General features: G+C 63.2%; 15 protein-coding genes. 7 read left to right on the top strand and 8 right to left on the bottom strand.

Annotated features, from left to right (window positions below; genetic code table 11):
- Positions 1–23 precede the first annotated feature (23 nt).
- A complete protein-coding gene (locus F6S08_RS13750; protein ID WP_065928039.1) occupies positions 24–947 on the top strand; it encodes a sugar ABC transporter substrate-binding protein in 924 nt (307 codons plus the stop codon).
- Between the two features lie 47 nt (positions 948–994).
- Here the strand turns inward: F6S08_RS13750 and F6S08_RS13745 are convergent, their stop codons facing one another.
- Positions 995–1315, bottom strand: a complete 321-nt coding sequence (locus F6S08_RS13745; RefSeq protein WP_065948254.1) for a DUF2834 domain-containing protein — start codon at positions 1313–1315, stop codon at positions 995–997.
- 82 nt (positions 1316–1397) lie between these two features.
- Between F6S08_RS13745 and F6S08_RS13740 the strand changes: the two genes are divergently transcribed.
- Together F6S08_RS13740 and F6S08_RS13735 are read left to right on the top strand one after the other, a co-directional pair.
- Entirely contained in the window at positions 1398–2183 is a 786-nt protein-coding gene (locus F6S08_RS13740) for a helix-turn-helix domain-containing protein (protein ID WP_315871734.1), read from the top strand.
- Positions 2184–2239: 56 nt separating this feature from the next.
- A complete protein-coding gene (locus F6S08_RS13735) occupies positions 2240–3946 on the top strand; it encodes an amidase (RefSeq protein ID WP_315871733.1) in 1707 nt (568 codons plus the stop codon).
- Between the two features lie 489 nt (positions 3947–4435).
- On the opposite strand, the gene F6S08_RS13730 is transcribed toward F6S08_RS13735, so the two are convergent.
- The 4 genes from F6S08_RS13730 to F6S08_RS13715 form a co-directional block, all read right to left on the bottom strand.
- The gene (locus F6S08_RS13730; RefSeq protein ID WP_315871732.1) at positions 4436–5173 is read right to left on the bottom strand and encodes a CPBP family intramembrane glutamic endopeptidase; all 738 of its coding nucleotides are present in this window, start codon (positions 5171–5173) and stop codon (positions 4436–4438) included.
- Entirely contained in the window at positions 5173–5643 is a 471-nt protein-coding gene (locus F6S08_RS13725; protein ID WP_065928034.1) for a RidA family protein, read from the bottom strand. Before F6S08_RS13725 ends, F6S08_RS13730 begins: the two co-directional genes overlap by 1 nt.
- The gene (locus tag F6S08_RS13720; protein WP_065928033.1) at positions 5640–5858 is read right to left on the bottom strand and encodes a DUF6434 domain-containing protein; all 219 of its coding nucleotides are present in this window, start codon (positions 5856–5858) and stop codon (positions 5640–5642) included. Before F6S08_RS13720 ends, F6S08_RS13725 begins: the two co-directional genes overlap by 4 nt.
- Positions 5859–5960: 102 nt before the next feature.
- Positions 5961–7055 (bottom strand): SMP-30/gluconolactonase/LRE family protein, encoded by a 1095-nt coding sequence (locus tag F6S08_RS13715; protein WP_074846959.1) that lies wholly within the window; start codon positions 7053–7055, stop codon positions 5961–5963.
- Positions 7056–7277: 222 nt separating this feature from the next.
- On the opposite strand from F6S08_RS13715, the gene F6S08_RS13710 reads away from it, so the two are divergent.
- Positions 7278–7706 carry a nuclear transport factor 2 family protein gene (locus F6S08_RS13710; RefSeq protein ID WP_024075865.1) on the top strand — a complete coding sequence of 143 codons (429 nt, stop codon included), beginning with the start codon at positions 7278–7280 and terminating at the stop codon, positions 7704–7706.
- Positions 7707–7729: 23 nt separating this feature from the next.
- Here F6S08_RS13710 and F6S08_RS13705 read toward each other — a convergent pair whose 3' ends face one another.
- A complete protein-coding gene (locus tag F6S08_RS13705) occupies positions 7730–9055 on the bottom strand; it encodes a PLP-dependent aminotransferase family protein (protein ID WP_315871731.1) in 1326 nt (441 codons plus the stop codon).
- 87 nt (positions 9056–9142) lie between these two features.
- On the opposite strand from F6S08_RS13705, the gene F6S08_RS13700 reads away from it, so the two are divergent.
- The gene (locus F6S08_RS13700; protein ID WP_065928030.1) at positions 9143–10033 is read left to right on the top strand and encodes a DMT family transporter; all 891 of its coding nucleotides are present in this window, start codon (positions 9143–9145) and stop codon (positions 10031–10033) included.
- Here F6S08_RS13700 and F6S08_RS13695 read toward each other — a convergent pair.
- The gene (locus F6S08_RS13695; protein WP_315871730.1) at positions 10030–10587 is read right to left on the bottom strand and encodes a YceI family protein; all 558 of its coding nucleotides are present in this window, start codon (positions 10585–10587) and stop codon (positions 10030–10032) included. The two genes, F6S08_RS13700 and F6S08_RS13695, sit on opposite strands and share 4 nt — an antisense overlap.
- 86 nt (positions 10588–10673) lie before the next feature.
- Here F6S08_RS13695 and F6S08_RS13690 point away from each other — a divergent pair, with 86 nt between their 5' ends.
- Together F6S08_RS13690 and yghX are read left to right on the top strand one after the other, a co-directional pair.
- Positions 10674–11168 (top strand): PaaI family thioesterase, encoded by a 495-nt coding sequence (locus tag F6S08_RS13690; protein WP_315871729.1) that lies wholly within the window; start codon positions 10674–10676, stop codon positions 11166–11168.
- 44 nt (positions 11169–11212) lie between these two features.
- The gene (gene yghX, locus F6S08_RS13685; RefSeq protein WP_065928028.1) at positions 11213–12100 is read left to right on the top strand and encodes a YghX family hydrolase; all 888 of its coding nucleotides are present in this window, start codon (positions 11213–11215) and stop codon (positions 12098–12100) included.
- A 159-nt stretch (positions 12101–12259) separates the two neighbouring features.
- On the opposite strand, the gene F6S08_RS13680 is transcribed toward yghX, so the two are convergent.
- Positions 12260–13138, bottom strand: coding sequence for a LysR family transcriptional regulator (locus F6S08_RS13680; RefSeq protein WP_137212550.1), 879 nt, complete (start codon positions 13136–13138; stop codon positions 12260–12262).
- Between the last annotated feature and the right edge of the window lie 123 nt (positions 13139–13261).

The raw sequence follows: 13261 nt of genomic DNA, 5'->3' as shown, positions 1-13261 counted from the left end.
AACAAAAACAACGGAGCACAACCATGAAGAAGCAACTCCTTGCGGCACTCTTGACCCTCGCCATCACCCCCTGGGCGCTGGCCGATATACGGATCGGCGTGAGCATCGCCCAGGTCGACGACGTATTTCTCGCGCAAATGCGTGACTACATGGCCGCCCACGCCCGGGAACTGCCCGGCGTGACCCTGCAATTCGAAGACGCCCAGGGCGACGTGGTGCGCCAGCTTAACCAGGTGCAGAACTTCACCGCCCAGGGCATGGACGCAATTATCGTCAACGCCGTAGACACCGCCGCCACCCAGAAAATGACGGTCAATGCCCAACAGGCCAGGATCCCGCTGGTGTACGTCAACCGCCGCCCCGAGTTCAAGGAAGTACCGCCAGGGGTTGGCTATGTCGGCTCGGATGAGATCAAGGCCGGTGAAATCCAGATGCGCTACCTGGCCGAGAAAATGGGCGGCAAAGGCAACCTGGCGATCATGCTCGGGCTGCTGTCCAACAACGCCACCCACAACCGTACGCTGGGGGTCAAGAACGTGCTCAAGGACTATCCAGGTATAAAGATCGTCGAGGAGCAGAGTGCCGAATGGCAGCGCAGCAAGGCAATTGACCTGATGAACAACTGGATCGTGTCCGGGCGCAAAATCGACGCCGTGGCGGCGAATGCCGATGAAATGGCGATTGGCGCGGCCATGGCGATCAGCCAGGCCGGCATGCAGCCCGGCAAGGATATTCTGGTGGCCGGCAGCGATGGCGGCGCGGCCGGTTTGGACGCAGTGAAGAAAGGCCAGTTGCTGGTGACGGCGTATCAGGACAACAAGGGGCAGGCCGTGGGCTCCATTGACCTGGCGGTGAAGATGGTCAAGAAACAGCCGTATGACGCCGAGCTGACCATTCCTTATCAGCAGATCACCAAGGACAACTACCAGGCATTCCTCAACCCATAAACTTCATCGTGGCGAGGGGGCTTGCTCCCTCGCCACAAGTAGACCCGTCAGTCCTGACGTTCTGCGCGTCGCACAACCCCATTGACGACGATATACAGCAACGGCCCCACCGACACGAACACCGCCGTCAGCAAGAAGTACGGCAGCACCGACGCCAGCGACCGCCCCCGCGCCCGTGCATCCCGGTACATCCACACACAGGCCAGTACGGCCATCAGGTACAGGTCGATGACGACCTGCGCGGTGTCCGGGCGCGATATCAACTCTCGTCCGAAGGCCAGCAACGATTGCTCGGCCGTGAGCAGCGTGAACAGGGTGTACAGCGAAAAACCCAGCAGAGCGGCGAGGGCCAGATAAGGTTTGTGCATGGTCTGTTCCTTGACGTGATCGAGGCCCACCCTAGTGATAAGGTTGCCCCCTCGCAATGACCTCGGAGGTCATAGTCACGCCATGGATAACCCCGCTACTGCCGGCGAACATCTGCGCCAGCTACGCCGACAGGCTGGTCTGAGCCAACTTGACCTGGCCCTGATCACCGGCGTGTCCCAGCGCCACCTCAGTTGCCTCGAAACCGGCCGCGCCAAGCCGAGCCCAGGTACGTTGAATCACCTGCTCAGCGCACTGGAAACACCGCTGGAGCAGTGCAACCGCGTATTCCTCGCCGCCGGCTTCGCGCCCCGCTATACCGCTACCCCGCTCGCCTCCCCGGCCATGGCCGCAATTCGCGAGGCGGTCAGCCATGTCCTGCACGCCAACAACCCGGCCCCGGCGATCCTGCTGGGCAGCCACTGGGAAGTGCTGGCGGCGAATGCGAGTACCGGCGCGCTGTTGGCACTGGCGGGGGTCACGCCGCCGCTGGAAGGCCTGAACCTGCTGACCACCCTGCTGCAACCCGGCGGCCTGGGCGACCACCTGGTCAACGCCGAAGAAATCCGCACCCTGGCCTGGCAACGGGCAAGCCGCGAGGCGCTGGACAACCCTGTGCTGGCCGCTCTACTGGCGAGCCTGCCCGCCCCCGCCCACACCACGCCGCCGCCTGAAATGCCGCCGCTGGTGTTGACCCGCGTGCATACCAGCCAGGGCGAGCTGAGCTTTCTGTCCACCTTCACCACCTTCGGCATGCCCCAGGACATCACCCTCGCCTCCCTGCGTATCGAACATCTGATTCCCGCAGACGACGCCACCTGGCAGGTGATGCGTGCCGCCCATGGGGAAAATGCCGCACTGGTTTTGTGAAATATCTGTACGTAGACTGCCGCCATACCTCAACTTAAGGCGGCGAAGAAAACGTCATGCAAGTTACCGAAGTCTCCATTGCCCAATTGCGCGCGGCGCTCGAATCCGGCCAGACCACAGCCGTTGAACTGGTGCAGGCTTACCTCGCGCGGATCGATGCCTACGACGGTCCGCAGACCGCTACCGCCCTCAACGCCGTCGTCGTGCGTAACCCCGACGCCCTCAAGGAAGCCCAAGCCTCCGATGCACGTCGGGCCAAGGGCGAAACCCTGGGGCCATTGGATGGCATTCCCTACACCGCCAAGGACAGCTACCTGGTCAAGGGGCTGACCGCCGCCTCGGGCAGCCCGGCCTTCGCCAAGCTGGTCGCCCAGCGCGATGCGTTCACCATCGAGCGCCTGCGCGCCGGTGGCGCCATCTGCCTGGGCAAGACCAACATGCCGCCGATGGCCAATGGCGGCATGCAGCGCGGCGTGTATGGCCGCGCGGAAAGCCCGTATAACGCCGACTACCTCACCGCGCCGTTCGCCTCCGGTTCATCCAATGGTGCCGGCACCGCCACCGCCGCCAGCTTTGCCGCCTTCGGCCTGGCGGAAGAAACCTGGTCCAGCGGCCGTGGCCCGGCGTCCAACAATGGCCTGTGCGCCTACACCCCGTCCCGTGGGGTGATTTCGGTGCGCGGCAACTGGCCGTTGACCCCGACCATGGACGTGGTAGTTCCCTACGCCCGCACCATGGCCGACCTGCTGGAAGTGCTCGACGTGGTAGTGGCTGAAGACCCGCACACCCGTGGCGACCTGTGGCGCCTGCAGCCGTGGGTGCCGATCCCCAGCGTCGCCTCGGTACGCCCGGCGTCTTACCCTGAATTGGCGGCGACGGCCGAATCCCTGGCCGGCAAACGCTTCGGCGTGCCGCGCATGTACATCAACGCCGACCCCGAGGCCGGCACCAGCGAAAAGCCCGGCATCGGCGGCCCCACCGGGCAGAAGATCAACACCCGTGCCAGCGTGATCGACCTCTGGAAAGACGCACGCCAGGCGCTGGAAGCCGCCGGTGCCGAAGTCATCGAGGTCGACTTCCCACTGGTGTCCAACTGCGAAGGCGACCGCCCAGGCGCGCCGACCGTGTTTACCCGTGGCCTGGTGTCCAAGGAATTCCTGCACGATGAACTGTGGGAACTGTCGGCCTGGGCCTTCGATGATTTCCTGCGCGCCAACAACGACCCGGCCCTGAACCGCCTGGCCGATGTGGACGGGCCGAAAATCTTCCCCCACGACCCTGGCACCTTGCCCAACCGTGAAGACGACCTGGCCGCCGGCATGGACGAGTACGTGCGCATGGCCGAGCGTGGCATCACCCCGTGGAACGAGATCAGCACCGTCCCCGATGGCCTGCGCGGCCTGGAGCAAACCCGGCGGATCGACCTGGAAGACTGGATGGATAAGCTCGGCCTCGACGCTGTGCTGTTCCCCACCGTGGCCGATGTAGGCCCTGCGGATGCCGATGTGAACGAAGCCAGTGCGGACATTGCCTGGAGCAACGGTGTGTGGGTGGCCAACGGCAACCTCGCCATCCGCCACCTGGGCGTGCCTACCGTTACCGTGCCCATGGGCGTGATGGCGGACATCGGCATGCCGGTCGGGCTGACCTTTGCCGGGCGCGCCTACGATGATTCGGCATTGCTGCGGTTTGCGGCGGCGTATGAAGCCACCGGCAGCAAACGCCTGATCCCGCCGCGTACGCCGCCGCTGGCGACAAACTAACTGATTCACTGTGGGAGGGGGCTTGCTCCCGATGAGGGCGTGTCAGTTGATGCATCTGTGGCTGACCCACTGCCATCGGGAGCAAGCCCCCTCCCACATTTGGATCTGCATATATCAGGTAGATCTCGGTCTGCTTTTACTCTGGCTTTTGCAGTCTTCGAGCCGACCGGAGTTGTCACTGGTGTACTCGGTTAAGTGTGGGGGCTTGCTCCCGATGAGGGAGTGTCAGTTGATGCATCTGTGGCTGACCCACTGCCATCGGGAGCAAGCCCCCTCCCACATTTGGAACTGCATATATCAGGTAGATCTCGGGCTGCTTTTGCTCTGGCTTTTTCGGCCTTGGAGCCAATTGGAGTTGGGGCTGGTGTACTCGGTAAAAAATGTGGGAGGGGGCTTGCTCCCGATGAGGGCGTGTCAGTTGATGCATCGGTGGCTGACCCACTGCAATCGGGAGCAAGCCCCCTCCCACAGTTCTAACCGCATTTCAAGTCAGGCCATATAGGGCACCGCAATCAGCAGGATTGCCGTGCCATGGCAGGCCGTCGCCGCCAACACGCCATGACGCATGCGCACCAGTGCGCAGGCCAGCCCTTCGATCAGGGTAAACAGCAACACCGGCCAGCCCAGTTGAGTCACGCTCAAGGCCAGGAAGGCATGGCAGGCGGCAAACGCCACGCCACTGATCAGCGCCGCTCGCAGCGGTGTCACCTGCTGTTCAAGGTAGCCCTGCAAAAACCCGCGAAACAACACTTCCTCCAGCGCATTGGCGCCATAGGCCAACACCACCATGCCCGGCAGCCACACCCAGTAGCCGGGGATCGCGTGCGGCTCTATTCTTTGATAGAGCCGCAACGGCACACCGATCAGGCAACCGACCGCAAGCCCCACCGCCAGGCCAAGGGCGCGGTGGCCCCGGGTCCATACCACCAGGCGCCACAACTCCGGCGCCACCCGGACCAACACTACGGCCAGCAGCACCGACAGGCCACCCAGCGCCGCCAATACAAAGGCATTCGCGGTGAAGGCGATTTGCACGTCGTCACTGAGCGCCCACATGCCCAGGGGCGTCATCACATCGCGCATCAGCACGAACGCCGCGAGCAAAATCAGGATGCGCATGGCCGGCAACGACTTGGGCGTCAACCCGAACCACAGGCCAAACAGCAGCAAGCCCGGCGCCAGGTGCAGGCCGTAGTTGAGCAGGACGACCAGACCTTGGCTGACCATCAGTCGTGCGCGACCGCGACCATGTCGATTTCCACCGCCGCCGACTTCGGCAGTTGCATCACCCCCACCGACGTGCGCGAATGCACCCCGGCACCGCCGAGGATCTCGTGCAACAGGTCCGAGGCGCCGTTGGCCACTTCACTCTGCTGATCGAAGTCCTCGGCGCTGCGTACATACACGGTGATACGCGGGATGGCCTTGACCCGATCCAGCGAACCGAGCGCCTGCTTGAGCAGGCCCAGGCAGCGCAATGCACTGATGCCGGCGGCGATCTGTGCCTGGGCCAGGGTCAAGGTGTCACCGACCTTACCCGGCAGCATGACCGTGTCGCCGACACGCGGGATCTGCCCGCTGATGTACAGATGGTTGCCGTCGCGCACCAGCGGCGTGTAGTTGCCGCCGACTTTGAATTCATCCAATTGATAGCCGAGGCGTTTTTGCACGGCTTGGTATTTTTCATCCGGTGTCATGCTCGGGAGTCCTCGTTGCGACGCTGCCACTCATCCACCACGTCGCCCATTGTCTTGGGTGTTGCGTTGCGAATCCACGCCATGAAAGGCCGGTCGAACGTGAACCCCGCGCCACAGTGCTCACGCATGAAACGGCGTACGTTCTGGGTGTTTTTGTAGTGTGAAGTGACAGGCGTGCTGCGGGTGATAGGGGCGCTGTGCCAATCAAAGTCCATTTGCGTAACGCTCTGATGTTTCAGGAGCACGCAGCATAGCGCTAAATAGCCACTGTGAACGCCGGCCAACCGGCGCTGACAGTGGATTTTTTTCAGCGCCTATCAGGCGAAATCCGCCCCTCGCGTATTGACGAACAACGCGTAGATCGAATGGCTGCCGGCCATGAACAGGCGGTTGCCTTCGCGGCCGCCAAAGCACAGGTTGGGGCAGCGTTCCGGCAGCGAGATATGCCCGATGGCCTTGCCCTGGGAATTGAACACGCGCACGCCGTCGAGCTTTTCCAGGTCGGCCTTGGGGTCGCCATTGCCGCCCCAGCCACACCAGAGATTGCCGCTCTCGTCGCACTTGATGCCGTCCAGCGCTGCGTATTCGAGGCCTTCGATATGCTTGCGCCGTTCGCCCAGGGTGCCGTCGTCCTTGACGTCAATCGCCCAGATCAGTCGGTTGGGCTTGGCGCGCCCTTCCACCACGTAGAGGGTCTTTTCATCCGGCGAAAAGCACAGGCCGTTGGGACCGTTGAGGTCGTCGATCACCCGCGTGACCTTGCCGCTGTCAGCGTCAATGCGATACACGCCATGGGGCTGGGTGGGGGTGATCTTGTGGCCTTCGTAGTTGTTGCCGGTCTGGAATGGCGGGTCGCTGAACCACACCGAACCATCGCGTTTGCACACGATGTCGTTGGGCGAGTTGAAGGGTTTGCCGTCAAAGCTGTCCGCCAGCACCGTGATGCTACCGTTATGTTCGGTGCGAGTGATGCGCCGCCCCTCGCCAGAAGTGGTCGAACCTTCGCACACCAGCAGGCGGCCCTGGCGATCGCGGCACATGCCGTTGGAGAAGTTGGCGTTTTCACGGTACACCGACAGGCTGTCGGTCACCTCATCCCAACGCACGATGCGGTTGTTGGGAATATCACTGAGCAGCAGGTAGCGGCCATCGCCGATCCACACCGGTCCTTCGGCCCAGCGCAGGCCGGTCGCCAGGCGCTCAACGCTGGCATTGAACAGGCGCAGCTCGAGGAAACTGTCGTCGAGCACCTTGATCAGGGGGTCTGGATAACGCTGGCTCAAGGGCTCGGCCGCGTCTGCCAGGCGAGGCAGGTTGCCCAGCACCGCCACCGACGCGGAAACCGCCAGGGATCGCTGGAGAAAGACCCGGCGGCTGTGTTCGGAGCGGGCAGGCGAAGGGGGAAAATCCATGGGTATCTCCGTTATTTTATTGTTAGACGGGAGACTAGTTTTAACCTGTGATGAGACATCGTACAAGATTGAAGACTTCAACCACCCTTTACAACGTAAGGCACTGCGCAAATATTCCAAATTTTACTTTCCAAAAGCCCTTCGACTATTGCAATGTTGTACGACAACATATTCAGTAACGTGTTGCCCGTACACCTCCCCAACAACAATAAGGAAACACCCATGCAAAACGTCAAAGTGCTGATCGGATTTCTGTGCCTGTTCAGCGGCTATGTGGCCGCCGCCCCTGCCGCCGACAAAGACGTCGCCCAAGCGGTCGACCACCTCACCCAGGCCATGCTGCATAAAGACCTCAAGCAGCTCCAGAGCCTGACCGCCGAGAACCTCACCTACGGCCACTCCAGCGGCAAGATCCAGAACAAGCAGGAATTCATTGCCGATATCGAGACCGGGCGCAGCGGCTTCAAGACCCTGGAAATGCAGAAACAGACCATCACCCTGAGTGGCGATACCGCCCTGGTACGCAACCACTTCTCCGCCCTGGCGGTGAACAGCGGCAAGGAAGTGCCCACCGAAATCGAGAACTTCCAGATCTGGCAAAAACAGAAAGGCCACTGGCTGCTGATCGGTCGCCAGGCGTTTAAATTCTGATGGCTAGCGGTGGGCCATCGGGCTCACCACTGCACCACCTTGCGCACCGTCACCAACGCCTCGCGCAGCGCCGGCATGTCCACCGAGCCCAATGCCAGGCGCAACGCATGGGGCACGTGGGCCGAGACGGCGAAGGGCTCGGCGGTGGAGACGGAAATACCGTCGCGCTGCAAGGTCATGGCGACTTGATCGGCGCGGGCCTCTTCCGCCAGGGGCAGCCACAAGAAATACGATGACGGGTGGCTGGTGTAGGCCACCCCCTTGAGCACCTGCGCGGCCAAGGCTTGCCGCGCCCGCGCATCCTGGCGCTTGTGGGTTTCAAGTTGCGCCACGGTGCCATCCTCGAGCCAGGCCACCGCAATCGCACTCATCACCCCCGGCACGTTCCAGGTGGTGGCCATGATGGTGCGTTCCAGTGCTTTGACCCAACCCGACGGGGCAGCGATAAACCCCACGCGCAGGCCGGTCGCGACACTTTTCGACAGCCCGCCCACATAGACCGTGCGCTCCGGCGCCAATCTGGCCACGGGCAGCGGCGCGTCCTCGGCCAGGAACGCGTAGGCCGCGTCCTCGATGATCATCAGGTTGTGCTCACGGGCAACCGCCACCAACTGCTCGCGCTGCGCCAGGCTCAGCACCCAGCCCAACGGGTTATGCAAAGTCGGCATGCTGTACACGGCACGCACCGGGCGCTTGCGACACAGGCTGTGCAGGTAGTCCAGGTCCGGGCCGTCGGCGGTGACCGGGATGGCGACGATCTCCAGGTGCAGGGTCTCGGCCAGCACCTTGAACCCCGAATACGTCAAGGCGTCGACGGCGATCACATCACCGGGCTTGAGCAAGGTCATCATGGTCACGGCCAACCCGTGCTGGGCGCCACTGACCACCAGCACCTGTTCGGCCTCGACCGTCAGCCCTCGACTCAACAGGTGCCGCGCGACAGCGGCGCGCTCATGCAGGCGACCGGCGTGGGGCTGGTAACGCAGCAGCGCTTCAAGGTCGCCGGACAGCGCCAACTGGCGCAATGCGGTGCGCAGCAAGTCGGCCTGGCCCGGCAAGGACGGGTAGTTGAAACTCAGATCGAGCATGCCCGCCGCCACGCTCATCTGCCCGCTGCCCTGCCCCGGCGGCAGCGAGATTTCGCGCACAAAGGTGCCTCGGCCTGTCTCGCCACTGACCAGGCCCATGGCCTCCAGCTCGGCGTACACCCGGCTCGCGGTGACCAGCGCCAGGCCATGTTCGGCGGCCAGTTGGCGGTGGGTCGGCAGTCGCGTACCGGGGGGCATGCTGCCTGAGCGAATGGCCTCGGCGAAGCTGTCGACCAACGACTTGTAGCGGGCGCGGGGCATAGCGATGTATCCATGACAATTTTTTGATTGTCTTTATCTTCAACCCTAGGATGCCTGCCACGCAACTCATCCTTTTCGGACACCCATATGGAACGTACAGCCCCCCTCAGCAACCTGGACACCCGCACCCAAGGCTGGATCAACGGTTTTATCGGCGTGGTGATCTTCAGCGGCTCGCTGCCGGCCACGCGCCTGGCGGTGATGGAATTCGACCCGGTGTTCCTGACCATGATCCGCGCCGCCATTGCCGCGCTGCTGGGGCTGGCCTTGCTGGGGCTGTTCAAGGAGCAACGCCCCGCGCGCCAGCAATGGATGCCCCTGGCAATCGTCGCCCTCGGCGTGGTGATCGGCTTTCCGTTACTCACCGCGCTGGCGCTGCAATACGTGACCTCCGCGCACTCCATCGTCTTCATCGGCCTGCTACCGCTGGCGACCGCCGTGTTTGCTGTACTGCGTGGCGGCGAGCGTCCACGCCCGGTGTTCTGGCTGTTTTCGATCCTCGGCAGTGCGCTGGTGATGGGGTACGCCTTCGCCCAGGGCTTGAGCGCCGCACCGGCGGGTGACGTACTGATGCTGCTGGCGGTGCTGGTGTGCGGCCTGGGGTATGCCGAAGGCGCCAAACTGTCGCGCAGCCTGGGCGGCTGGCAGGTGATCTGCTGGGCGCTGGTGGTGTCGTTGCCGGTGGTGGTGCCGTTGAGCCTGGTGCTGGCGCCGTCGAGCGTCAGCGGTATCAGCCTGCCGGCCTGGCTGAGCCTGGGCTATGTGTCGCTGTTCAGCATGCTGATCGGCTTTGTGTTCTGGTATCGCGGCCTGGCCCAGGGTGGCATCGCCGCCGTCGGACAGTTGCAACTGCTGCAACCGTTCTTCGGCCTGGCGCTGGCAGCGGGCTTGCTGCATGAACAGGTCAGCCTGGGCATGCTGCTGGTGACGGTCGCGGTGATCGGCTGCGTGGCCGGGGCCAAGCGGTTCGCGCGCTAACGCTGGGGCGCGACCATCTTGAACTTGATGTTGATGTCGTCGGACACCACGCTGTTGCCGGCCCATTCGCCTTCGCCGATCCTGAAGTCGCCGCGCTTGAGGATGAACTCACCGTCGAACACGCCGATGCCATCCAGCTCCTTGAGCACCACGTTGACCGCCACCGGGCGCGTGGTGCCCTTGATCGTCAGGGTGCCGCTGATGTTGAAGCGGTTATCCCCCAGGGCCTTTACAGCGGTGGACTCATAGACGCCCACCGGATAGGTCGCGGTATCGAACCACGAGGCCCGTTGCAGCTCGTCGTTCGCATCGGGGCTGCCGGCATCGATACTCGCCAGCTGGATCTTGAGCAAGGCATGTCCGCTTTCGGGCTTTTGCGTGTCAAAGCTCAGCGTGCCTTCGAAGTCGCCGAAGGTGCCATACACCCGCTGCCCCAACTGCTTATAGGTAAAACTGATCTGGCTGGCGGTGCGATTGACGTCGGTGTATTCCGCCGCCTGGGCACAGCCGATAGCACCCAGGACCAGGACCAACGGGAGAATTCGACGCTTCATGCCACGCTCCGCAAAAAATGGATGTATTCCCATCAGGTGCCTGTCCTGCTAAACAGACTAGTCGCTCACACCAATAAGGACGCTGCATGCCCACCCCTTCTCTACAGGACATCACCGCGCCGGAAGGCATCTGCTACGGCTGCGGCGGCAGTAACCCGCATGGTTTGCATATCAAGAGCCGCTGGGATGCCGATGGTGTCCATCTCATCGCCGAACATCACCCCGAGGCAAAATACAGTGGCTGGCCCGACCTGGTCTACGGCGGCTTGATCGCCATGCTGGTGGACTGCCATTCCAACTGGACCGCCATGGCCTACCACTACCGTGCCGAACAGCGCGAACCCGGCAGCCTGCCGCGCATCGACTGCGTCACCGGCAACCTGGGGATCAAATTCATCAAGCCGACCCCCATGGGCGCTCCGCTCACCTTGCGTGCGCGGGTCGAAGGCGAAGTGGGCCGCAAAAGCCGCGTGGTCTGCGAGGTGTACGCCGGCGCGGTGCTCACGGCCATCGGCGATTCGCTGTTCGTGCGCGTCGACACCCGCGAACTGGCTGCGGCCGCCCATGGCCGTGACAGCTGATCCTGGTCTACATTGACTGGCACCGCTAATCGAGGACCGAACCGATGACTCGTCTCACCGCGAAAGACTTTGCCCCCGAACTGCTGGAACTCTACGACGGCTACGCCCACGGCAAGCTCAACCGCCGCGAATTTCTCGACCGCGCGGCGCTGTTCACCTTTGGCGGCCTCACCGCCTCGGCCCTGCTGGCGGCCCTGAGCCCCAACTATGCCCTGGCCGAACAGGTGAAATTCACCGACCCGGACATCGTCGCCGACTACATCACCTACCCCTCGCCCAAGGGCAACGGCACCGTGCGTGGCTACCTGGTGCGCCCGGCCAAGGCCACCGGCAAGCTGCCGGCCGTGGTGGTGGTCCACGAGAACCGTGGCCTCAACCCCTACATCGAAGACGTCGCCCGGCGCCTGGCCAAAGCCGGGTTTATCGCCCTCGCGCCGGACGGCCTGACCTCGGTGGGCGGCTATCCCGGCAACGATGAAAAAGGCGTGGCGCTGCAACAGACAGTCGACCCGACCAAGCTGATGAACGACTTCTTCGCCGCCATCGAATGGCTGATGCACCACGACAGCAGCACCGGCAAGGTTGGCATCACCGGCTTCTGCTATGGCGGCGGCGTGACCAATGCGGCGGCGGTGGCGTACCCGGAACTGGGCGCGGCGGTGTCGTTCTACGGGCGCCAGCCGGAAGCCAAGGACGTGCCGCGCATCAGGGCGCCGATCATGCTGCATTTCGGCGAGCTGGATACGCGGATCAACGAGGGTTGGCCGGCGTATGAAAAGGCCCTGAAGGCCGCCGGCACGACTTATGAAGCGTATATCTACAAGGGCGCCAACCATGGTTTCCATAACGATTCGACACCGCGTTATGACGAGGCGGCGGCGAATCTGGCGTGGGAAAGGACACTGGGTTGGTTCCGCAAATACCTGGCCTGAATGCAGTCAACATGTGGGAGGGGGCTTGCCCCCGATTGCGGTGTATCAGCAACAATTGAGGTAACTGACCCGCCGCTATCGGGGGCAAGTCGAATCGTCGCACCGCCCCTCCCACATTGACCATCACCACCTTAATGTTTCTTTATGCTCCAAGAAAACTCAGACACTCCCACCCTCCCCCAGCAACCAGTCCTTGAACACCAGCATCGCCGAGGTCTCGGCCCGCGACTGCAAGCGCGTCAGCCAGTAGCTGCCAGTGGTGATGCCGACGTCGAAGGGCTGGCGAATCACATCACTCTCCAGTTGCCGCGAGAACATCATCGCCGGCGCCAGCGCCACGCCGCTGCCTTGCAGCGCAGCCTCCATCATCGCCAGCGACGAGTCGAACACGATGCTGCGCGGTACCAGGGTGTCGGCGGGCAGCCCGGCGGCCTGAAGCCACAGGCTCCACTCATCCGCGCGGTAGGAGCGCAGCAGCGTGTGTTTCAACAGGTCGGCCGGCGTGTGCAACTGCGCGGCGAGTGACGGCACACACAGTACCGTCAGCGGCGCTTCCAGCAACTCCAGCGCATCCGTGCCGTGCCAGGCACCTGCACCGAAACGAATCGCGTAATCCAGGCCTTCGGCAGCCACGTCGACTCGATTGTTATGGGTGGACAGGCGCAGGTCGATGAACGGGTAGCGGCTCTGGAAGTCCGGCAGACGTGGCAGCAGCCAGCCGACGGCAAAGGTGCCGACCGCGCCCACGGTGAGTACCTCGCGGTAATGCCCGCCCTCGAACTGACCCAAGGTGTGGGCAATGCGGTCGAACGACTCGCGCACCACCGGCAGCAGGGTTTCGCCCTCGCGGGTGAGCATCAACCCGCGGGGCAGGCGCTTGAACAAGGTGACAGTGAGCTGCGCCTCCAGGCTCTTGACCTGATGGCTGACCGCCGCCTGGGTCACGCATAACTCAATGGCGGCGCGGGTAAAGCTCAAATGCCGGGCGGCCGCTTCGAAGGCGCGCAAGGCGTTCAACGGTAAGTGGGAGCGGAGCATATTGACCCCAATATTTCTAATGACTGCTGCGAGATATCATCGTTTGCCCAGGACCGGCGAACGGCCTACATTTGCCTCGCCCGCGCAGGCTCTTTATTCAATCGATCATTCTCATGGAAGCGT

The sequence above is a fragment of the Pseudomonas sp. JV449 genome (genome assembly GCF_032424295.1).
Classification (GTDB): Bacteria; Pseudomonadota; Gammaproteobacteria; order Pseudomonadales; family Pseudomonadaceae; genus Aquipseudomonas; species Aquipseudomonas marginalis.
This window is presented reverse-complemented; position numbering and strand designations above follow the sequence as displayed.

What these genes read in the sequence shown, in the direction of transcription:
- F6S08_RS13740 (WP_315871734.1), top strand. Translation starts at nt 1,398, where the DNA reads ATGGATAACCCCGCTACTGCCGGCGAACATCTGCGCCAGCTACGCCGA.
- F6S08_RS13735 (WP_315871733.1), top strand. Translation starts at nt 2,240, where the DNA reads ATGCAAGTTACCGAAGTCTCCATTGCCCAATTGCGCGCGGCGCTCGAA.
- F6S08_RS13690 (WP_315871729.1), top strand. Translation starts at nt 10,674, where the DNA reads ATGCCCACCCCTTCTCTACAGGACATCACCGCGCCGGAAGGCATCTGC.
- F6S08_RS13730 (WP_315871732.1), bottom strand. Translation starts at nt 5,173, where the DNA reads ATGGTCAGCCAAGGTCTGGTCGTCCTGCTCAACTACGGCCTGCACCTG.
- F6S08_RS13745 (WP_065948254.1), bottom strand. Translation starts at nt 1,315, where the DNA reads ATGCACAAACCTTATCTGGCCCTCGCCGCTCTGCTGGGTTTTTCGCTG.
- F6S08_RS13710 (WP_024075865.1), top strand. Translation starts at nt 7,278, where the DNA reads ATGCAAAACGTCAAAGTGCTGATCGGATTTCTGTGCCTGTTCAGCGGC.
- F6S08_RS13715 (WP_074846959.1), bottom strand. Translation starts at nt 7,055, where the DNA reads ATGGATTTTCCCCCTTCGCCTGCCCGCTCCGAACACAGCCGCCGGGTC.
- F6S08_RS13705 (WP_315871731.1), bottom strand. Translation starts at nt 9,055, where the DNA reads ATGCCCCGCGCCCGCTACAAGTCGTTGGTCGACAGCTTCGCCGAGGCC.
- F6S08_RS13695 (WP_315871730.1), bottom strand. Translation starts at nt 10,587, where the DNA reads ATGAAGCGTCGAATTCTCCCGTTGGTCCTGGTCCTGGGTGCTATCGGC.
- F6S08_RS13725 (WP_065928034.1), bottom strand. Translation starts at nt 5,643, where the DNA reads ATGACACCGGATGAAAAATACCAAGCCGTGCAAAAACGCCTCGGCTAT.
- F6S08_RS13750 (WP_065928039.1), top strand. Translation starts at nt 24, where the DNA reads ATGAAGAAGCAACTCCTTGCGGCACTCTTGACCCTCGCCATCACCCCC.
- F6S08_RS13700 (WP_065928030.1), top strand. Translation starts at nt 9,143, where the DNA reads ATGGAACGTACAGCCCCCCTCAGCAACCTGGACACCCGCACCCAAGGC.
- F6S08_RS13720 (WP_065928033.1), bottom strand. Translation starts at nt 5,858, where the DNA reads ATGGACTTTGATTGGCACAGCGCCCCTATCACCCGCAGCACGCCTGTC.
- yghX (WP_065928028.1), top strand. Translation starts at nt 11,213, where the DNA reads ATGACTCGTCTCACCGCGAAAGACTTTGCCCCCGAACTGCTGGAACTC.
- F6S08_RS13680 (WP_137212550.1), bottom strand. Translation starts at nt 13,138, where the DNA reads ATGCTCCGCTCCCACTTACCGTTGAACGCCTTGCGCGCCTTCGAAGCG.